The sequence below is a fragment of the Microbacterium sp. VKM Ac-2870 genome, assembly GCF_015350795.1.
Classification (GTDB): domain Bacteria; phylum Actinomycetota; class Actinomycetes; order Actinomycetales; family Microbacteriaceae; genus Microbacterium.
This window is the reverse complement of the sequence record NZ_JADKSH010000003.1, coordinates 542449-562177: the sequence shown is the minus strand read 5'-3', so window position 1 is coordinate 562177 and position 19729 is coordinate 542449. Positions and strand designations below refer to the sequence as shown.

Sequence of the window (19729 nt, the reverse complement as noted above, 5' to 3'; positions counted from 1 at the left end):
TTCTCCCTCCACCACCTCAGAGAAAGCCCCGCCATGAACAGCACGCCCCCGCAGCTGATCACCTACGTCGACCGCCTCGCCGGCACCGTCACCGGCGTGCGGGAGATGCTCGACACCCCGCTGTCGGGGATGTTCGGCGGCATCCACCTGCTGCCCTACTTCACTCCCTTCGACGGGGTGGATGCCGGCTTCGATCCGCGTGACCACACCCGCATCGACCCGCGACTGGGCAGCTGGGACGACGTTCGCGCGCTGAGTGAAGGCGCGACGGTGATGAGCGACGTGATCGTCAACCACGTCTCGGCGGAATCCGACGCGTTCCAGGACGTGCGCCGCCGCGGCGACGCCTCGCCGCACGCCCCGATGTTCCTCACGCTCGACGCCGTGTTCCCCGACGGCGCCCGCGAAGACGACCTCGCCCGCATCTACCGCCCGCGGCCGGGGCTGCCGTTCACGGTGATGGAGCTGGGCGGTCGCAAACGGCTCGTCTGGACGACCTTCACGGCCGAGCAGGTCGACATCGACCTGCGCACCGACCAGGCGTGGGACTACCTCACGTCGGTCATCGATGCGCTCGCCGCCGGCGGGGTCACGATGCTGCGCCTGGATGCCGTCGGCTACACCGGTAAGCAAGCGGGCACCGACTGCTTCATGACGGCGGCGACCGATCGCTACACGAAGCGGATTCTCGAGATGGCCCACGCTCGCGGGTTGCAGGTGCTGCTCGAGGTGCACGGCCACTTCACGCAGCAGATCGAGATCGCGCGCAGCGTCGACTACGTCTACGACTTCGCGCTGCCACCGCTCGTGCTGCACGCCCTGCACGCGCACGACCTCCGCCCGCTCGCCCAGTGGCTGACGGTGCGCCCGGACAACACGGTGACCGTGCTCGACACGCACGACGGCATCGGCATCGTCGACGTCGGCGAGAGCGACCTCAAGCCCGGAATTGCGGGCCTGCTCGCTCCCGCGCAGATCGACGCTCTCGTCGAGGCGATCCACGACGCGAGCGGAGGCACGAGCCGCCTGGCGACGGGTGCGGCCGCCTCCAACCTCGATCTCTACCAGGTCAACTGCACGTACTACGACGCCGTCGGTGCGGACGACCGCGCCTATCTGCTCGCGCGGCTGCTGCAGCTGATGGTGCCCGGCATCCCGCAGGTGTATTACGTCGGACTGTTCGCCGGACGCAATGACCTCGAGCTGCTGCGCGCCACCGGCGTCGGCCGCGACGTCAACCGTCACCACTACACCGCGGCGGAGATCGCCGTCGAACTCGAGCGGCCGATCGTGCGCGCGCAGGGCGAACTGCTACGGCTGCGCGCGGCGCATCTCGCCTTCGACGGCGAGTTCACGGCCGACGTCTCCGACACGACCGGCACCCTCACCTGGGTGCACGGCGCGCACCGGGTGGAGCTGGGCTTCGACATCGTGGCGCGCGATTTCGCGCTGACGGCGACCGACGGGGATGCCGTGCGGCGCTGGACCGCCGGCGAACTGCTGGACGCCCGGTAGCCGAGCGAACTGTGTGGCCGCGAGAGGGCGATGCGATACTCGGAGGCGTGACTTACGAACCGACCGTGCTCGTCACCTCGCAGACCGCCGCCGAGATCCATCTCGCCGGTGAGGTCGACGAGGTCTTCGCCTCGACCCAGGAGGGCCTGCGCAGCCGCATCGTCGAGTCGATCAGACTGATGGCCGCGTCAGCCGGAGAGCCCGTGACCGCGACGGTCGTCGACGGCGCCACGCGCTGGGCGCTCGTCGTCAGCCCTGACGGCAGCTTCACCGAGGCGACCGCTCCGGCCGAGGATGCCGCGGCGCCGCTGTCGGCTGCGGCCAGCGCGGCCCCGATCTCCGCGGCGACTCTCGCGGACGGCCCCCTGCGCAGCGGCGGCACCCGTCGCGAGGGCGCCCAGCGCGGACCCACGCAGCGTGCGACCCCGACGGTCGACGACCTGCTCAACTCCCGCGCCGACCGCGCACGCCCGCGGGCCACGGAGGGCTGGCGCGGTGCACTGCGTCGCGTCACCGGGGGAGCGATCTCGCCGCGTCCCGGCAAGGCCGAACAGTCCCGTCTCGACCGGGAACGCCTCGTGCAGCGTCGGCTCGACGCGCCGCGCACGATCGTCGTCCTCAACCCGAAGGGTGGCGCGCACAAGACGACCTCCACCCTGCTGCTGGCCGCTACCTTCGGCACCCAGCGCGGCGGCGCGACCCTCGCGTGGGACAACAACGAGACGCGCGGCACGCTCGGCTGGCGCGCGCAGCACGCACCGCATCACCGCACCGCCGTCGACTTGCTCGATGACCTCGACCGCTTCACCACGCCCGGCCACGCGAGCCTCGCCGCCCTCGACACCTACGTGCGCACGCAGGTCGACGCGCGATTCGACGTGCTGGCCTCCGACGAGGATGCCGCAGCATCCTCCACCATCGATGCCGCCGGATTCGATCGCCTGCACAATGTGCTGTCGCGCTACTACCGCCTGCTGATCGTCGACACCGGTAACAACATGCGCGCGTCGAACTGGGTGGCCGCAGTCGCCGCCGCCGACCAGCTCGTGATCGTCTCGACGGTGCGCGAGGACACCGCCGCCAGCGCCGCGTGGCTGCTCGATGGGCTGCGCGAGAAGGGCTTCGATCACAAGATCGACGAGGCCGTCACGATCCTCGCGGCCCCGTCGGCCAAACCCGACCGCAAGCTGGCTGACCGCCTGGAGCGACACTTCTCGCAGGTCACCGCCGAGGTCGTGCACGTGCCGTTCGACCCCGCTCTCGTGGACGGCGGCCCGATCGACTTCGACGCGCTCTCGCCCGAGAGCCGTGACGCGTGGCTCACCGTCGCGGCATCCATCGCCCGCCGTCTCTGATCCGCCGTCGCCGTCGCCTGCCGCGCCGCGCCTGCCCGAACTGCAAGGGCTTTCGCGGCGACGCGCCGGCGGGATGGCTGATGCCGCGGCGTGTCGCGCGGTATCCCTTGCAGTTCGGTCCGCGGATCGGCGGGTGACGCCGGCGCGGCCCGGCGGGTAGTAGCCGCGGCGAAGTCAGCGGGCGAGAACGCCGCCGCCGAGGTTGACGGGGCTCCCCTCGATGTTGCCCACGATGCCGCGGATGATCCCGGCCCCGTCGGCGCCGCGCAGGCTCGCGTACCAGGCGTCGGTCACGGCCGGATCGAAGGCGTGGGTCTCCCATGCCCGTGCGCGTGCCCGCATCACGAGTTCCCCAGCGCGCTCGACGCGCATCGCGGCGTAGCGGCGGAGGGTATCGGCCACGTCGAGCGAGTTCGTCGCGAAGGCGATACCCAGGGCGAAGGCGTCTTCGAGTGCCGAGCAGGCGCCCTGCCCGATGTCGGGCGTGGTGTTGTGCGCGGCATCGCCGAGAATCGCGACGCGCCCCTTCGTCCAGGTGTCGAAGGGCGTGATGTCCCAGATCTCCACCCGGTTGAGCGAAGTGGTGGGATCGATCGCGTCGAGCAGTTCCTGCACGCCGGTCGCCCATCCGGCGAAAGCCTCACGCAACGGAGCCACCCCGTCGGCACGGTCGTACGGGATGGCGGAGGGCTGTGGGATGTCGAACCAGAAATAGAACCGGTCGCCCGCGACCGGCATGACGGCAGCCCGCTTGCCGTCGGCCACGTAGGTGGTCCAGGCGGTCGCGCGGCCGATCGCCTCCGACACCGGCACGAGCCCATTGATGTTCGTGTACCCCGAATACGTGCGTTCGATCGTCGGTGCGCCGTCGAGCTGCACATAGTCGCGGGTGAGCGATCGCGCCCCGTCCGCCCCGATGAGCAGGTCGGCGGTGTCGGTGGTGCCGTCGGCGAAGGTTGCCGTCACCGTGGCGCCGTCGTCGGCGATGTCGGTGAGCCGCTTGCCGAGGTGGATGCCGTCGAGGCCGAACCGCTCCATCAGCAGAGCCTGCAGGTCGGCGCGCGCCACGGGGTAGGACTTCTGACCCGTCTGGGCCGTGATCGGCGCGAGCGAGAAGTCGCAGAGAGTCTCGCCGGTGCGGCCGTCGCGGTAGACCATGTCGGCCATATCGCCGCCGAGGGCCGCGACCTCCGCGCCGAGGCCCAGCCAGTTGAGGACCTTGACCCCGTTCGACCACAGCGACAGTGCAGCACCGACCGGCTTGTTCTCGCGCATCTGGTCGTAGATGACGACGTCGTGGCCGAGCTTCTGCAGCGCGATGCCCGCGCTCGTTCCCCCGACACCTGCGCCGACGATGATGACCTTCATACCGGTCACGCTACGGATGCCGTGTCACCGCGAGGTTTCACCCGGGTAACTGCGCGCGTGCGTCAGCTGCCGCGGTAGGTGGAGTACGCGAACGGGCTCAGCAGCAGCGGCACGTGGTAGTGCGGGGCATCGGCCACCGTGAACGGGATCGAGACGAACGGGTAGAACGTGGCGGTGCCCCGCGCCGCGAAATACGCGCCCGTCTGGAACTCGAGGGCGTAGACCCCCGCTTCCAGCGCGTCCGGCCCGAGCGCCAGCCTGCCGTCGGTTCCCGTGCGTCCGGATGCCACGACGACACCCTCCGCGTCTCGGAGCGCGACCTCGACATCGGCGGCCGGGCTTCCCGTCGCCCCATCGAGGATGTGGGTGGTGAGGTGGCTCATGCGTTCGTCTCCGGGTGCGGCTCGTGCGGCTGATGCGGCTGGTCGCAGGCGATCGCGCTCTGCAGTCGGAGGAGGGCGATCTCGCGCAGCTGGTGGAGCGCCTCGCCGACCTCGGTCTCGTCGTCGTTGCGGAGACGACGTTCGAGCTCGGCGAGCAGCTCCTCGGGGCTGCGTCCCGCGGCCCGGATGAGGAACACACGTCCGAACCGTGCCTCGTACGCCACGTTCCCTGCGACGATCGCGTCTGCCGTCGTGGTCGCCGCAGACGACATCGACGCCTGCTCGGCGCGAGAGGCCTCGGCGTCGGCGCCCGATCCGCGCGGACGCTCGCCGATACGCGGGTGGTGCGCGAGTGCGGCATCCAGATCACTCCGGGTCCACGCGCGGGCGCGTCTGTCGGCGTAGACGATCAGTGCATCTCGCGTGCCGAACGGACGCGCGGCCACGATGTCGGCGACCCATGCGGGCACGGCGGCCCAGACGCGGACGATGGATGCCGCGGCATCCGCATCGAGGCCATCGAAGGCGGCGGGAGTGATCGGAGCGCCCACGTCAGTGCGGTCCGTGCACGATGAGCCAGCGCGCGACGACCGGTTCGTCCGACGTGTTGTGCAGGCGGTGGGGGCGAGAGCAGGGATAACTGATGGCGTCGCCCGCGCGGAGGACGACGCGTTCGTCGTCGAAGTCGACGGTGAGCTCGCCCGACACCACGGTGCCCACCTCGTACCCCTCGTGGCGGAAGAGTCCCTCGTCGCGATGGGCGGTGGCCCCCGGCGGGTACGTCGATTCGAAGTAGTCCACCCCGGGAGTGGCCACGGGGGAGACCCGGCGGAACAGGACGCCGTCGTCGAGCACGATCCCCGCGTCGTGCTCGGCCCGGCGCAGGCCGAAGCTCGTCGGTGTCGAAGGTGTCTGGTCGCTCGAGGGGTCGAACACCGAGGTGAGCGGAACGTCCAGCTGGTCGGTGATGGCGATGAGGCGCGAGACGCTCGGCTGCATCACGCCGCGCTCGATCTGCGATACCGCGCTGGGGGAGATGCCCAGCCGCGCGGCGAGGTCGCGGGCCGACATGCCGCGGGCGATGCGCAGCGCGCGCAGACGCTCGCCGACGCTCTCCGCCCGATCGGCCGCGCTCGCATCCGCCTGGTCGACGGAGGAAGCGGCGGCGGGGCTCATGGTCGAGATCGTATCGGGCCCGTGCGGCCTGCGGGCGGCGCCGCGGAGACATCGACACGCGTTTGTCACATGTGAAGGGGCAACTTCACACAGCCGTTACACGGGCGAAATCGCGCGCAACGCGTGAAGTAATAACTTCACATCAGCACCACCAGGCCACGGACTCCACGTCGCGGTCCGCTCCACCTCCGACATTCCACCGGACACTCCTGGAAGGTACTCATGACCTCGCACACCCCACCCACGACGGGCGTCTACGACATCGTCGAAGCCGCCGGCATGCCCACCGGCTCCGGCAACATGAAACCGCAGTACGACGAACGCCTCGCCAACGAAGACCTTGCACCGCTGCGTAAACAGAAGTGGAGCGCGTACAACATCTTCGCCTTCTGGATGAGCGACGTGCACTCGGTCGGCGGCTACGTCACCGCCGGGTCGTTGTTCGCCCTCGGCCTGCAGAGCTGGCAGGTGCTCATCGCGCTGCTGGTCGGCATCGTCATTGTGCAGTACTTCGCGAACCTCGTGGCCAAGCCCAGCCAGAAGACGGGTGTGCCCTATCCCGTCGTCAACCGTGCCATTTTCGGCATCCGCGGCGCGAACATCCCCGCCATCATCCGCGGACTGATCGCCATCGCCTGGTACGGCGTGCAGACCTTCCTCGCCGCCGAGTCGCTGAACATCGTGTTCCTCAAGTTCGTGCCCGGCTCGGCCGGCCTTCTCGACATCTCGTTCCTGGGGCTTTCGGCGCTGGGGTGGATCTCCTACGGCATCCTCTGGATCGCCCAGTTCCTGCTCTTCTGGAACGGCATGGAGGTGATCCGCCGCTTCATCGACTTCGCGGGCCCCGCCGTGTACGTCGTGATGATCGCGCTGGCGATCTACCTCGTCTCGCAGGCGGGTTGGCAGAACATCTCGTTCAACCTGTCGACGAAGCAGCTCGACTTCTGGTCGTCGATCCCGGTGATGTGCGCCGCGATCGCGCTGGTGGTGTCGTACTTCTCCGGACCGATGCTGAACTTCGGCGACTTCGCCCGCTACGGCAAGAGCTTCGCGGCGGTCAAGCGCGGCAACTTCTGGGGTCTACCGATCAACTTCCTCTTCTTCTCCCTGCTGACCGTGATCACGGCGTCGGCGACCGTCCCCGTCTTCGGCCAGCTCATCACCGACCCCATCAAGACGGTCGAAGCCATCGACGGCTGGTTCGCGATCCTCCTCGGCGGCCTGACCTTCGTCACCGCGACCGTCGGCATCAACATCGTCGCGAACTTCATCTCACCGGCCTTCGACTTCTCCAACGTCGCCCCGAAGAAGATCTCGTGGCGCGCGGGCGGCATGATCGCCGCCGTCGGTTCGGTGTTCCTGACGCCCTGGAACTGGTACTCCAACGACGACGCCATCCACTACACGCTCGGCCTGCTCGGCGCCCTGATCGGGCCCCTCTTCGGCATCCTGATCGCCGGCTACTACGTCGCGGGACGCCAGCGCATCAAGACCGATGCCATGTTCACGATGGACCCGAAGGGACCGTACTGGTACCGCCGCGGCTTCAACCCGAACGCTATGAAAGCGCTGCTGGTCGCCGGCGTCCCCGCCGTGTTCCTCGGAGTCTTCCCCAAGCTGTTCGCCGACAGGGGACTGTTCGACATCTCCTGGATCAGCGACTACAGCTGGTTCATCGGCTGCGGCCTCGGCTACGCCTCGTTCGTGCTGTTCGAACGGCTCGACCCACGAGTGCCGACCTTCGAGGGTGAGACCGACGGGGTCTCGGACGGCGCGCTCGACGGCGCAGCCGCCACGGCCGCCGCCGAACCGCCCGCGATCTCGGCGGAGATCCCGGTCGCGGCAGGCGCTGCACCCCGCACCGGTGCCACGACGGGATCCGCCGCCCCGTGAAGATCCTCCTGATCAACCCCAACACCTCCCGGGCGATGACCGCGAAGATCGCGGCCGCCGCTCGGGAGGTGGCGGGTCCGGACGTCGAGATCGCCGCGGTCTGCCCGGATGCCGGCTGCGGACCTTCCGCCGTGGAGAGTCATGTCGACGAGGTGGCCGCCGCCGCAGTCGTCGTCGAACTCGTCCGCCGCGATCTCGCCGCCGGCGGGAGCGACGCGTACGTCATCGCGTGCTTCGGAGATCCAGGATTGGATGCCGCACGGGAGCTCGTGGACGTGCCCGTCGTCGGCATCGCCGAAGCGGCCATGCATGTGGCCGCCATCGCCGGCCGACGCTTCGCGATCGTCACGACGCTCGGACGCACGCTGGGCCGAGCTCGTGACCTCGTCGCCCGGTACGGGATGGAGAGCGCCTGCGCGCAGTACCGCGCGGTCGAGATCCCCGTCCTCGACCTCGAGGAAGCGACGGCCGAGACGGTCGCCACGATCGAGCGCGTGTGTCTCGACGCGGTAGAGGCGCCGACCGGCGACGCCGTCGACACGATCGTGCTCGGCTGTGCCGGCATGGCGGATCTGTGCACACTGCTGTCGACCCGGGTGCAGGCCCCGGTGATCGACGGCGTCGCGGCGGCGGTGGGCCTCGCGGGCGCCATGGTGCGGATGGGGGTACGCACCGGCATCCGCGGGGAATATGCCCCACCGCCACGGCGGAAACACGAGCGAAACGACGCCTCGATAGCGTCGGGTGATCGACCAGGGGAGCTACCGGGGGACTCGGCGGCGGACGCACCGGGGGCGATGGCACGAGAGGCGGCGTTGTGGCGGATGTGAGGGTGGTCCGCGCCGAGCGCGCGTGGATCGATGGCGGGTTCCGGCCGGCGCAGGTGCGGATCGTCGACGGCGTCATCGCGGAGGTCACGCCCTTGTCGGCCGCCGCGGGCGCGGATGCCGCGGCATCCGACGACCTCATCGTCTTGCGGTCCGACGAGGTGCTGTTGCCCGGGCTGGTCGACTCGCACGTGCACCTGGACGAGCCGGGTCGCACCGAGTGGGAGGGGTTCGCGACGGGGACCGCCGCCGCCGCGGCGGGGGGCATCACGACGCTGTTCGACATGCCGCTGAACTCGGTGCCGGTCACCACGACGCCCGCCGCGCTCGCGGCGAAGCGCGCCGCCGCCGCGGGCACGCTCGCGGTCGACATCGGCTACTGGGGCGGCGCCGTACCCGAGAACCTCGGCAGCCTGCGCGCGCTCGCCGACGCCGGAGTCGTCGGGTTCAAGTGCTTCCTGGTGCCCAGCGGTATCGACGAGTTCGGCCACTTGGATGCCGCGGGCGTGCGCGCCGCGCTGACCGAGCTCGCCGTGTTCGACGGCCTGCTGATCGCTCACGCCGAAGACGAGGGACACCTCCACGAGGCCGCGGTCGAGGTCGGCGCGGGGCCGGCTGGCGAACTGGGCCGTCACTACGAGACCTTCCTGCGCAGCCGTCCGCCGATCAGTGAAGAAGCGGCGATCGCCGCCGTCATCGCCGCGGCACGCGAGACCGGAGGCCGCGCGCACATCGTGCACGTCGCCGACGGCCGGGCGCTGGATGCGATCCGGGCCGCGAAGGCCGAGGGCATCCGTCTCACGATCGAGACGTGCCCGCACTACCTGACGCTCGCCGCCGAAGACGTGCCCGACGGGGCGAGCGCGTTCAAGTGCTGCCCGCCGATCCGCGACCGCGCCAACCAAGACCTGTTGTGGGCGGGCGTGGTCGACGGCACGATCGACGCGATCGTCAGCGACCATTCCCCGGCGACGCTCGCCCTCAAGACCGCGGGCGGCGGCGACTTCGGCCTGGCGTGGGGGGGCATCGCAGGTGTGCAGACCGGATTCGCGAGCGTCTGGACCGAGGCGGCGCGCCGCGGCATCCCGCTGGAGAGCCTGTTGCCGCTGTTCACGACCGGACCTGCTCGCATCGCCGGGATGCCAGGACTCGGCGTGATCATCCCGGGCGCGCGGGCGAACCTGACGGTCTTCGCACCGGAGAGGGAGTGGACGGTCGACGCACACCGTCTGCTCTACCGCCACAAGCTGTCGCCGTGGGACGGCCACGTGCTGCGGGGCGCCGTCGTGACCACGGTGGTCGGCGGTACCGTCGTGTACCGCGCCGGCGACGACGACGCTCGCGCTCGGCCGGGCGTCGAGCTGCTGGCGGGCGCCGGTGTGGGCGCGGGTGCGGGTGCGGGTGTCACGATTCGCGAAGGGGCGAGGTCATGAGCGAGACGACGGCGGCGAGGGAGATCCTGCAGCCCGGGACGGGCGAGGTCGCCGGGCAGCACTATCTCCCGGCCTCGCCGGAGACCGTGCTGTGGGGGCGGTTGCCGTGCGCCGCCGATGCGCCCGTGCTGACCATCGCCGCGGGCGAGACGGTGACGATCGACACGGTCAGTCACGAGGGCATCCTGCCCGACCAGGGGCAGGATCCGCTCGGCTACTTCACCGGGCACGGCGTACCGGCCGCGCACGTGCTGACCGATGCGATCGAGATCGCCGCCACCGTGCCGCGCGATGCCGTCGCCGACGGTCCGCACGTCGTCACCGGACCGATCTTCGTCTCCGGCGCCGAGGTCGGCGATCTGCTCAAGATCACGGTGGTCGATCTGCGGCCCCGGGTGCCCTACGGCGTCATCTCCAACCGGCACGGCAAAGGCGCGCTGGCCGGTACGCTGCCGCGCGGACCGGAGAACGTCAGCGTGTTCACCCCGGTCGCCGACGGGCTCGGCATCCTGCCGCTCGTCGACGGGGGAGAGCGCGTCGTGCGGTTTCCGCTCGCGCCATTCCTGGGAACGATGGGGGTCGCCGTCGCCGGCGACGAACGCCCGCACTCGGTACCCCCGGGCGCACACGGCGGCAACATCGACATCAACCTGCTGGTGGAAGGCACGGTGCTCTACCTGCCGGTGCAGGTGGCGGGCGCACTGGCATACGTCGGCGATCCGCACTTCGCGCAGGGCGACGGCGAGGTCGCGCTGACCGCACTCGAGGCGTCGCTGCGCGCCACCTTGCGTTTCGACATCGTGCCCCGGGCTGAGGCGCTCGCCGCGTTCGGTGAGGTGACCGGTCCGCTCGTGCGCACGCCGGAGTATCTGGTGCCGACCGGCCTCGACGTCGATCTCGGCGAGGCGATGCGCAAAGCGGTGCGCGCGGCGCTCGATCTGCTGCAGGCGCGGTACGGCATGGCCGAGCACCTGGCCTACGCCTATCTGTCGGCCGCGACCGACTTCGATATCTCGCAGGTGGTCGACGTCGTCTGCGGCGTGCACGCGCGCATCCGCGAGTCGGACTTCGCCGCCGCCCGGCCGCCCTGGATGCCCGCCGAGGACGCCTCGTGACCGGCCGCTCGCGCGGCGGTGCCGCAGACCCGCTTCTCGGGACTCGTGCGAGCCCGGCCGCCGGGTCGCCCGTCCCCAACTCCTCCAGATCAGAGCCGTTGCGGCGCCTGGCCGGCCCGCGGCATCCCGCCGGGTCCGGTATGGAGGAGTTCGGGACGCGTTCGGGCGTGGAGGGGTTTGCGGACGACGGCGCGGCTGTGACGGCGGCAGCGGCCGGCTCACCCGCGAGGCGAAGCCCCAACTCCTCCCATCTAGGGGCGAAACCGGTCGTCGCACCCTCGCACTGGCTCGCCCGGCCCGCGGTGGAGGAGTTCGGCACCGAGCCGGCCCGAGGCGGCCGCCCATGACCGCGGCCGAGACCATGCCGGACGACCTGCGGGCAGCGTTCGAGGCGTATGAGCGGGCGATCGTGGCGAACGACGTCGACGCGCTGGATGCGGCGTTCGCACCGGGGGCTCAGACACTCCGCGGCGACGCGGCGGGGTTGCTCGTCGGGCACGACGCGATCAGCGCGTTTCGCGGTGCCCGCGGCGGCGTCTCGGCGCGCACCATCGACCGCGTCGAGTACCGGCCGCTGGCCGACGGCGTCGCCCTGCTCGTCTCGGTGTCGCGGTACGAGGGCGGGGGCACCGGGTTGCAGACCCAGGTGTGGCAGCAGGTCGACGGCCGCTGGCTGATCACGGCCGCGCATGTCACCCCGCGCACGCCGGCCTTCGACCGCGCGGTGTGGCGCACCGTCGGCGACCCGCTGTACCAGGGCGCCTGGGAGGGGCCGCTGGCGGGGCTGACCGTCGCGGTCAAGGACGTCTTCGCGATCAAGGGCTACCGCATCGGCGCAGGCAACCCCGCGTACCTCGCTTCGGCGCGCGCAGAGACCACCAGCGCGCCGGCCGTGGGCGACCTTCTCCGCGGCGGGGCGTCACTGCGTGGCATCGCCCGCACCGACGAGTTCGCGTACTCGATCGCCGGCGACAACGCCCACTACGGCACCCCGCCCAACGGGGCGCTGCCCGGATCGTTGCCCGGCGGGTCGTCGAGCGGCCCGGCATCGGCCGTCGCCACCGGCCAGGCCGACATCGCCCTCGCCACCGATACCGCCGGCTCCGTGCGTGTTCCCGCGTCGTACCAGGGCTTGTGGGGTCTGCGGACGACCCACGACCTGGTCCCCCGCCAAGGGATGCTTCCGTTGGCGCAGAGCTTCGACACCGTCGGCTGGCTCGCGCGCGACGGCGCGACCCTGCAAGCCGTGGCGGACTGGTGCCTCAGCTACGACGGGTCGGATTCCACGGAGTCGGTCTTCGGCGCCTCGCGCGACGACGTGCCGTGGCGCTTCCGCGTGCCGACCGAAGCGCTCGCCGCCGTCGATGCGCATACCCGTGCCGCGTTCGAGGAGCTGATCGCGGCATCCGCCCTGCCGGTAGAGGAGGTCGCCCTCGGCGACCTCGACGACTACCTCGTGCCGTTTCGCACCGTGCAGGGCGCGGAGGCGTGGCGCAACAACGGCGAATGGCTCCGTGCGCACCCGGGCGCGACGGGGCCGGCGGTCACCGAGCGCTTCCGCGCCGCCGCCGCCATCACCGCCACCGCCGAAGCCGCCGCGCGCGCCGCGCTCGCACCGCTCCGCGACGCGCTGCACGAGCTCGTCCGCGACGCCGTGCTGCTGCTGCCGACGGTGCCGGGCCCCGCTCCGTCGCGCACCGCGACGGGCGTCGACGTGGATGCCGTGCGGCAGAACACCCTGCGCTTGACCACGCCCGCCGCTGTCGCCGGCCTCCCGGCGCTGTCGGTGCCGCTGCTGACGGTGGCGTCCGACCGCGGCCCCGCCCCGGTCGGCGTCAGCCTCGTCTCGCGCGCCGGCACCGACATCGCGCTCGTGCGCCTGGGTCGCGCCCTCCATGCCCGCACCACCGAAACGGAATTCGCATGAGCATCACCCCGATCGCCGTCCCCGGCCCGATCGCCCCGCCCGCCCGCCTGCTCATGGGCCCCGGCCCGATCTCGGCGTACCCGAGCGTGCTCACCGCGATGTCGGCGCCGCTGGTCGGGCAGTACGACCCGTTCATGACGGCGACGATGTCCGAGACGCAGGAGCTGTACCGCGGCGTCTGGAACACGCGCAACGACGCGACCCTGCTCGTCGACGGCACCAGCCGCGCGGGTATCGAAGCCGCGATCATCTCGCTCGTGAAGCCCGGCGACCGCGTGCTCGTCCCGGTGTTCGGCCGGTTCGGGCACCTGCTCGCCGAAATCGCCGAGCGCGCGCTCGCCGAGGTGCACACGATCGAGACCGACTGGGGTCAGGTGTTCCCGGCATCCGTCATCGAGGAGGCGATCATCCGGGTCAAGCCGACGCTCCTGGCGCTCGTGCAGGGCGACACGTCGACCACCATGCTCCAGCCGCTCGACGACATCGGCGAGCTCTGCCGCCGCCACGGCGTGCTCTTCTACTCCGACGCGACCGCATCCCTGGGCGGGAACGCCTTCGAGGCTGATGCGTGGGGGTTGGATGCCGCGACGGCCGGACTGCAGAAATGCCTCGGCGGACCGAGCGGATCGGCGCCGATCACGCTGAGTGCGCGCGCCGTCGAGGCGATCCAGGCGCGGAAGAAGGTCGAGGCCGGCATCCGCGAGCCCGGCGACGTCTCGTCGCCCGACTTCGTGCGCTCGAACTACTTCGACCTGGGGCAGATCCTCGACTACTGGGGTCCACGCCGGCTCAACCACCACACCGAGGCGACGAGCATGCTCTATGGCGCCCGGGAGTGCGCGCGCCTGCTGCTGCTCGAGGGCCGCGACGCGGTGATCGCGCGCCACGAGGTGGCCGGTCGCGCGATGCTCGTCGGTGTCGAGGCCCTCGGGCTCGTGGTCTTCGGCGACGTCGCCCACAAGATGAACAACGTCGTCGCGGTCGAGATCCCGGGCGGCGTGCCGGGCGATGCCGCCCGCGCGGCGCTGCTGGAAGATTTCGGCATCGAGATCGGCACGTCGTTCGGTCCGCTGCACGGCAAGGTCTGGCGCATCGGCACGATGGGCTACAACGCGCGGAAGGATGCCGTGCTCACCACCCTCGCAGCCCTCGAAACCGTCCTGCGGCGCTTCGGTGCGTCGATGCCCGCGGGCGGCGGAGTCGAGGCCGCCGCCGATGTGTACGCCGCGGCATCCGCTCTGCCGCCGGAGCCCACGGAGGCGCCGTGACTGCGGCTCCGCTGCTGACGGCCGCGCCCGACACCATCGCGGCGGCGGCTCGTCGGGTGATGGCGCGGTGCGACGAGCTCGCGCGGGTCAGCGCCGATGCGGCATCCATCGAACGCGTCTACCTCTCGCCCGAGCACGCGCGCGTCAACCGCTTGGCGGCGGAATGGATGCGCGAGCTGGGCATGCGCACGTGGCAGGATGCCGCGGGCAACCGGGTCGGCCGCATCGGCGATGCGGCGGCTCCCGCGCTGATGATCGGTTCGCACCTCGACACGGTGCTCGACGCGGGCCGGTACGACGGCATCGCCGGGGTGCTGATGGCGCTCGAGGTCGTGCGCCTGCTGCGGGTGCCGACTGCAGATGGCGACGGCTGGACCGTGCCCCTGCCGTTCGCGATCGAAGTGGTGGCGTTCTCCGACGAAGAGGGCACGCGTTTCGGCAGGGCGTTGCTGGGCTCGTCGGCGGTGGCCGGCACCTGGAACGACGCGTGGTGGACGCTGATGGATGCCGACGGCGTGAGCTTGCGGCAGGCGTTCCTCGAATTCGGGCTCGATCCGGCGCGCGTGGGGGAGGCCGCGCGGAGGCCGGATGAACTCGTCGGCTATCTCGAGGCGCACATCGAGCAGGGCCCCGAGCTCGACCGGGCGGGCGAGGCGCTCGCCGTGGTCTCGTCGATCGCGTCGGCCCGCCGCTTCCAGCTGGTCGTCGAGGGTGAGGCGCGCCACGCGGGCGGCACCCCCTATGACATGCGCCGCGATGCGCTGCTCGGGGCGAGTGAAGCGGCGCTCGCCGTCGAGCGGATCTGTTCGGCCGAGCACCACATCGTCGGGACGGTCGGACGGTTCGAGGCGTTCCCGGGCGCCGTCAACGTGATTCCGGGGGAAGTTAAGTTCTCGCTCGATCTGCGCGGTGAGTTCGACGGCGAGCGCGACCGCGTCTGGGATGCGCTCGCTCGCGAACTCGACGACATCATGGGTCGCCGCGGACTGCGCTGGCGCTCGCGAGAGGTGCACAGCGCCCCCGCGGTGTTCTGCGCGCCGCTGCTGCAGGATGTGGTGGCCGGCGGCATCCGCGCCACCCTGCCGCCGCGATCGGAGGCGCCGCCGGTGATCTTCAGTCGCGCCGGGCATGACGGGATGTCGCTGGGCGCCGTCACCGACGTGGGGATGCTGTTCCTGCGCAACCCTGAAGGGATCAGCCACCACCCCGACGAGTCCGTCGCGGCGGGTGATGTCGCCCACGGCATCCGCGCCCTCGCCGAAGCCGTGCTGCTGCGTGGCACCGAGCGCGTGTGACGCACCCGCCGCGCCGGGCCGCCGGGGTCAGCTTCTGACACCGACCTCGCGGGCGATCCGCGGCGCGGACGCGCTCACGCGCTGCGCGGCCAGCACGGCGCTCAGCGTCAGCACGATGCCGACGGCGCCGAGTGGGTCCAGGCGATCGCCGGCCAGGATGATGCCGAACAGGGCGGCCCACACCGGTTCGGTGCCCAGCAGCAGGCTGGCGTGCGCGGCGGAGGTGACGGCGATGCCCCACGTCTGAATCGCGAACACGAACGCTCCCGCGACGACGGAGAGATAGAGCAGTGCGACGATCGCGGGCCCCGTGAGCCCCGCGATGAACGCGCCGACGGGAGCACCGATCACCACGCAGACGATCACGAACACGACCCCGACCGTGGCCAGTTGGATCGCGGTCACCCAGAAGGGGTCGGTCGGATGCCTGTCCTGCACGGCGCTGCTCGTCGTGACGTGGACGACGCGGGCCAGCGCGGCCCCGAGGATGAGCAGGTCACCGAGTCCCGGAGCGCTGAACCCGGCACCCGAGACCAGCAGAACCGCGCCGATCACGGCGACGATGCAGAGCAGGACGAGCACCGGATTCACGCGTGTGCGCCGCACGGCCGTCTCTGCGAACGGCACGAGGACGATGCAGAGGGAGATGAGCACGCCCGCGTTCGTGACGCTCGTCAGCGCGATTCCGTAGTTCTCGAGCGCGAACACCGCGCTCAGCGGCAGGCCGAACAGAATCCCCGAACGCACCTCGGATGCCGTCGGTCGGCGACGTCGCACGAATGTCGCGAACAGGGCGAGCACGGTTGCGGAGATCAGCATCCGGCTGGCGACGAGCACGGGCGCGTACGCCGCATCGGGCAGCAGCGACTTCGCGCAGAGGTAGGTCGAACCCCACGCCACCGCTCCGAGCAGCAGCAGCACGGTCACGAGGCGGGGGCGGGGTGCGCGGTGTTGTCGAGGCGGCACCTCTCGATACTCGCTCGTGGGCAGGAAACGTACAATGCGTCACTTTCTCGCCTCATGCATAAGGTTGACCTTATGGAATACGGCCAACTCAGAACGCTGCGAGAACTGCGCGATCGCGGCTCGATCGCGGCCGTCGCGGCCGCGTTCCGGGTGTCGCCCGCGGCGATCTCGCAACAGCTCGCCGCATTGCAGCGCTCGGCGGGTGTCGCGCTGACACGGCGACAGGGCCGCCGCACCGTGCTGACCGACGCGGGGCTCGCTCTCGCCGACGCCGCTGTCGACGTGATGTCCGCGATGTCCGCCGCCCGCGACGCGATCAGCCGGTACCAGGCGGATGCCGCGGGCACCGTGACCGTGTCTGCTCTCGCCTCGGCGGCGGTCGCGTTCTTTCCCGCATTGCTGGCGTCGCCGCTGCCGGGCTCGCCCGCCCTCACGCTGACGGATTTCGACGTGGAGCAGGCGGACTACTCGCTGCTCACCGCCGATATCGACCTCGTCATCGCCCATCGGCTTCCGGAGCGCCCCTGGCCCCGCACGGTGCGCGCGATACCGCTGCTGGAGGAACCGCTCGATCTCGTCGTGCGGCGCGGTCACCGCCTTGACAGACCCGGACCTGCCGGACTCGACGACCTCCGCAGTGCGGAATGGATCCACGTGCACGAAGCCTTTCCGCTCGCGGACTCGCTCGCGCCGCTGTATGCGAACGGAGGTCGTGAACCCCGCATCCGGCACCGGGTCAACGACTGGGCGATCACGGCTCGGATGCTGGCCGGCTCGGACTGCGTCGCACTCATGGCCCGCCACACCGGCCGCGCCTATCTCGGCACCGATCTCACCCTGCGCCCGCTCGCCCCGGAACTCGCCGCCCACCGCGCCATCGACATCCTGGCTCGGCCGGAGACACTGCGACGCGCCGCGGTCGGCGCTGTCGTCGACGCGCTGCGTGATCACGCCCGCACGCTCACGGGAGAGAACCCGGCCATACGGGTGTGACGCCGCCACCGGGGCTAGGGCCTTACGGGCAGTGCTACCGCGCCGGTCATCTCCGCTCCGGGTGAGGCCTCCGATGCCGCCGGGGGCACGTAGTCACGGAGCCGCGCGAGGGCTTCGGTCGCCTCGGTGGCCAGGACGAGCATGTCGGTGTACCGCGGGTGCGTGAAGCCGCGATCGCGCATGTTTGCGACGAAAGCCAGCAGCGGGTCGAAGTAGCCGGCGACGTTGAGCAGTCCGACGGGCTTGTGATGGATGCCGAGCTGCGCCCAGGTCCACTGCTCCGTGAGTTCCTCGACCGTTCCCGGCCCGCCGGGAAGCGCCAGGAAGGCGTCGGCGCGTTCGGCCATGAGCATCTTCCGCTCGTGCATGGTGTCGACGAGGATCAGCTCGGTCAGGTTCTCATTGACGGCCTCGCGCGCCTGCAACGCGCGGGGAATGATGCCCGTGACCTCCGCGCCGGCCGCGACCGCGGCATCCGCCACCGTGCCCATCAGCCCGACGTGGCCCCCGCCGTAGACCAGCGCCATACCCGACCGACCGATCTCGGTGCCCACGGCACGGGCCGCCTCGACGTAGACGGGGTCGAAACCGGGTGAGGATCCGCAGAAGACCGTAACTGTGAATCGCGACATGCACAGACGCTAATCCCCGTGTGTTTCCGGGCCGTGCATCGGTGTTTCCGCGCCGTGACAGGTCGGAAACATCGCCTGATTAGCGTGCAGAGCATGTCGCTTCTCGTCGTCCACGCCCGTCTGATCACCGTCCCCGCCGGCACCGACGATCCGGGCTACATCGAGAACGGATGGATGCTGGTGGGCGACGACGGCCGCATCGCCGCACTCGGCGCGGGCACGCCGCCGGTCGGTGTCACCGCCGACGACACCCTCGATGTCGCGGGCGCCTTCGTCGCGCCGGGCTTCGTCTCCAGCCACTCGCATCTGTTCACCAGCGGCCTGCGCGGCCTCGGTGTCGCCGACACCCTCTACGGCTGGTGCGATTCGATGCTGGGCACAACCGCCCACATGACCGCCGATCAGCTCTATTGGGCGACGCTCCACGGCGCGCTCGACTTTCTCTCCAACGGCGTCACGACGGCCTACAACTTCACCGACCCGCTGCAGGCGTGGGAATCGATGGTCGACGGCAAGCGCACCGGCACGGCCGGACTCCGCGGCCTCGAGTACCACTGGCGCCAGGCGGAGGGCACCCGCGACGCCGGCATCCGTTTCGTCGATGCGGCGGGCATGGATGTCACCGCCGGCACCCCCGACGAGGTGTTCGCGCGCTTCGCGGCCGAAGTCGAGCACACCCGCTCGTTCGACCCCGACTACGCGCTGGGTTCGTCGATCATGGGCCAGGTGCAGTGGTCGCCCCACCCGGATGCCGCGGCCTTCGAGGTCGAGGCGATGCGCCGGTACGGGGTCACGAACCAGGCCCACTTCCTGGAGTCGCCGGAGGCCGTCGAGCATCAGCAGTCGAAGTTCGCGCTGTACCGCGACGCGGGAGCTCTCGAGCTCGGGCTCGTATTCGGCCACTTCATCCAGACGACGCCCGAGATCATCGCGCAGTCGGTCTCCGGCGGGGCGGCAATGTCGTGGCAGCCGGCATCCAATGGTCGCCTCGCCTCGGGCACCGCGCTCGTGCCCGAGATGCTCGAGATGGGCATGAAGGTGGGCGTCGGCCTCGACGATCAGGCCTGCACCGACGTGAGTGATCCGTGGCAGAACATGCGCATCGGCATCTACGCGCAGCGGGCGCGCACGAAAGACCCGCTGTCGATGATGCCCGAGCAGATGCTGCGCCTGCACACACTGGGCTCGGCGGAGATCATGGGGGTCGCCGACCGGGTCGGCTCATTGGAGGTCGGCAAGTTCGCCGACTTCGTGGTCGTCGACCCGCGTCGGCCCGACGTGGGTCCGCTGTGGCATCCGGTGCGCTCGTACGTGCTGGCGATGAGTCCGCGCAATCTGAAGGCCGTCTACGTCGGCGGACGCCTGGTGAACACCGACGGCGTCTCGACGAACCCGCTCGCCGAAGAGGCCTCGGCAAAGGTGCACGAGCTGCCCGCCGCGGTCCTCCCCCTGCGCGGCCACCCGCACTGAGCGCCCTCCGCTGCGCGTCGTCCCCACCCGCCCCCACCGCAACGGCGAGGGATTTTCCGCAACACGCGGCATCCGCGCCGCCGCCGACGGCGTGTCCGGCCTTCGACCTTGCA

At 70.8% G+C, this 19729-nt stretch carries 17 protein-coding genes; 11 read left to right on the top strand and 6 right to left on the bottom strand.

Features of this window, described 5'->3' with window-relative positions; translation table 11 throughout:
* The first annotated feature begins 33 nt into the window (after positions 1-33).
* Complete coding sequence (gene gtfA, locus ITJ43_RS10040) at positions 34-1515, top strand: sucrose phosphorylase (protein WP_194583682.1); 1482 nt, start codon at positions 34-36, stop codon at positions 1513-1515.
* A 47-nt stretch (positions 1516-1562) separates the two neighbouring features.
* Positions 1563-2870 (top strand): MinD/ParA family ATP-binding protein, encoded by a 1308-nt coding sequence (locus ITJ43_RS10035; protein WP_194583681.1) that lies wholly within the window; start codon positions 1563-1565, stop codon positions 2868-2870.
* A gap of 174 nt (positions 2871-3044) precedes the next feature.
* Here the strand turns inward: ITJ43_RS10035 and hpxO are convergent, their stop codons facing one another.
* The 4 genes from hpxO to ITJ43_RS10015 all read right to left on the bottom strand — a co-directional run bounded on the left by hpxO (position 3045) and on the right by ITJ43_RS10015 (position 5797).
* A complete protein-coding gene (hpxO, locus tag ITJ43_RS10030; protein WP_194583680.1) occupies positions 3045-4238 on the bottom strand; it encodes an FAD-dependent urate hydroxylase HpxO in 1194 nt (397 codons plus the stop codon).
* A 62-nt stretch (positions 4239-4300) separates the two neighbouring features.
* Positions 4301-4621, bottom strand: coding sequence for a hydroxyisourate hydrolase (gene uraH / locus ITJ43_RS10025; RefSeq protein ID WP_194583679.1), 321 nt, complete (start codon positions 4619-4621; stop codon positions 4301-4303).
* Positions 4618-5172: a 2-oxo-4-hydroxy-4-carboxy-5-ureidoimidazoline decarboxylase gene (gene uraD, locus ITJ43_RS10020; RefSeq protein WP_323741193.1), complete on the bottom strand. Its 555-nt coding sequence runs from the start codon at positions 5170-5172 to the stop codon at positions 4618-4620. Before uraD ends, uraH begins: the two co-directional genes overlap by 4 nt.
* 1 nt (position 5173) lies before the next feature.
* Positions 5174-5797, bottom strand: a complete 624-nt coding sequence (locus tag ITJ43_RS10015) for a helix-turn-helix domain-containing protein (RefSeq protein ID WP_194583678.1) — start codon at positions 5795-5797, stop codon at positions 5174-5176.
* Positions 5798-6019: 222 nt separating this feature from the next.
* On the opposite strand from ITJ43_RS10015, the gene ITJ43_RS10010 reads away from it, so the two are divergent.
* The 7 genes from ITJ43_RS10010 (at position 6020) to ITJ43_RS09980 (ending at position 15555) form a co-directional block, all read left to right on the top strand.
* Positions 6020-7690: an NCS1 family nucleobase:cation symporter-1 gene (locus ITJ43_RS10010; protein ID WP_194583677.1), complete on the top strand. Its 1671-nt coding sequence runs from the start codon at positions 6020-6022 to the stop codon at positions 7688-7690.
* On the top strand, positions 7687-8520 hold the full coding sequence (locus tag ITJ43_RS10005; RefSeq protein WP_323741192.1) for an aspartate/glutamate racemase family protein: 834 nt from the start codon (positions 7687-7689) through the stop codon (positions 8518-8520). The genes ITJ43_RS10010 and ITJ43_RS10005 overlap by 4 nt, the downstream gene beginning before the upstream one ends.
* The gene (allB, locus tag ITJ43_RS10000; protein ID WP_194583676.1) at positions 8508-9950 is read left to right on the top strand and encodes an allantoinase AllB; all 1443 of its coding nucleotides are present in this window, start codon (positions 8508-8510) and stop codon (positions 9948-9950) included. The genes ITJ43_RS10005 and allB overlap by 13 nt, the downstream gene beginning before the upstream one ends.
* Positions 9947-11065, top strand: coding sequence for an acetamidase/formamidase family protein (locus tag ITJ43_RS09995; RefSeq protein WP_194583675.1), 1119 nt, complete (start codon positions 9947-9949; stop codon positions 11063-11065). The genes allB and ITJ43_RS09995 overlap by 4 nt, the downstream gene beginning before the upstream one ends.
* Before the next feature lie 343 nt (positions 11066-11408).
* On the top strand, positions 11409-12992 hold the full coding sequence (locus ITJ43_RS09990) for an AtzH-like domain-containing protein (protein ID WP_194583674.1): 1584 nt from the start codon (positions 11409-11411) through the stop codon (positions 12990-12992).
* A complete protein-coding gene (locus tag ITJ43_RS09985) occupies positions 12989-14260 on the top strand; it encodes a pyridoxal-phosphate-dependent aminotransferase family protein (RefSeq protein WP_194583673.1) in 1272 nt (423 codons plus the stop codon). Before ITJ43_RS09990 ends, ITJ43_RS09985 begins: the two co-directional genes overlap by 4 nt.
* Positions 14257-15555: a Zn-dependent hydrolase gene (locus tag ITJ43_RS09980; protein ID WP_194583672.1), complete on the top strand. Its 1299-nt coding sequence runs from the start codon at positions 14257-14259 to the stop codon at positions 15553-15555. Before ITJ43_RS09985 ends, ITJ43_RS09980 begins: the two co-directional genes overlap by 4 nt.
* Before the next feature lie 27 nt (positions 15556-15582).
* Here the strand turns inward: ITJ43_RS09980 and ITJ43_RS09975 are convergent, their stop codons facing one another.
* Positions 15583-16521 (bottom strand): DMT family transporter, encoded by a 939-nt coding sequence (locus ITJ43_RS09975; RefSeq protein ID WP_194583671.1) that lies wholly within the window; start codon positions 16519-16521, stop codon positions 15583-15585.
* A 72-nt stretch (positions 16522-16593) separates the two neighbouring features.
* Here ITJ43_RS09975 and ITJ43_RS09970 point away from each other — a divergent pair, with 72 nt between their 5' ends.
* Positions 16594-17514, top strand: coding sequence for a LysR family transcriptional regulator (locus ITJ43_RS09970; protein WP_194583670.1), 921 nt, complete (start codon positions 16594-16596; stop codon positions 17512-17514).
* Positions 17515-17528: 14 nt separating this feature from the next.
* Here the strand turns inward: ITJ43_RS09970 and ITJ43_RS09965 are convergent, their stop codons facing one another.
* Positions 17529-18146 carry a TIGR00730 family Rossman fold protein gene (locus ITJ43_RS09965; protein ID WP_194583669.1) on the bottom strand — a complete coding sequence of 206 codons (618 nt, stop codon included), beginning with the start codon at positions 18144-18146 and terminating at the stop codon, positions 17529-17531.
* A gap of 93 nt (positions 18147-18239) precedes the next feature.
* Here ITJ43_RS09965 and ITJ43_RS09960 point away from each other — a divergent pair, with 93 nt between their 5' ends.
* Positions 18240-19616, top strand: coding sequence for an amidohydrolase family protein (locus ITJ43_RS09960; protein WP_194583668.1), 1377 nt, complete (start codon positions 18240-18242; stop codon positions 19614-19616).
* Positions 19617-19729: the final 113 nt, after the last annotated feature.

Bases quoted from the DNA above. Each gene is read 5' to 3' on its own strand.
- ITJ43_RS09965 (WP_194583669.1), bottom strand. From the start codon at position 18,146: ATGTCGCGATTCACAGTTACGGTCTTCTGCGGATCCTCACCCGGTTTC.
- ITJ43_RS10010 (WP_194583677.1), top strand. From the start codon at position 6,020: ATGACCTCGCACACCCCACCCACGACGGGCGTCTACGACATCGTCGAA.
- ITJ43_RS09970 (WP_194583670.1), top strand. From the start codon at position 16,594: ATGGAATACGGCCAACTCAGAACGCTGCGAGAACTGCGCGATCGCGGC.
- uraH (WP_194583679.1), bottom strand. From the start codon at position 4,621: ATGAGCCACCTCACCACCCACATCCTCGATGGGGCGACGGGAAGCCCG.
- gtfA (WP_194583682.1), top strand. From the start codon at position 34: ATGAACAGCACGCCCCCGCAGCTGATCACCTACGTCGACCGCCTCGCC.
- ITJ43_RS09985 (WP_194583673.1), top strand. From the start codon at position 12,989: ATGAGCATCACCCCGATCGCCGTCCCCGGCCCGATCGCCCCGCCCGCC.
- hpxO (WP_194583680.1), bottom strand. From the start codon at position 4,238: ATGAAGGTCATCATCGTCGGCGCAGGTGTCGGGGGAACGAGCGCGGGC.
- ITJ43_RS09995 (WP_194583675.1), top strand. From the start codon at position 9,947: ATGAGCGAGACGACGGCGGCGAGGGAGATCCTGCAGCCCGGGACGGGC.
- ITJ43_RS09960 (WP_194583668.1), top strand. From the start codon at position 18,240: ATGTCGCTTCTCGTCGTCCACGCCCGTCTGATCACCGTCCCCGCCGGC.
- ITJ43_RS09990 (WP_194583674.1), top strand. From the start codon at position 11,409: ATGACCGCGGCCGAGACCATGCCGGACGACCTGCGGGCAGCGTTCGAG.
- ITJ43_RS10015 (WP_194583678.1), bottom strand. From the start codon at position 5,797: ATGAGCCCCGCCGCCGCTTCCTCCGTCGACCAGGCGGATGCGAGCGCG.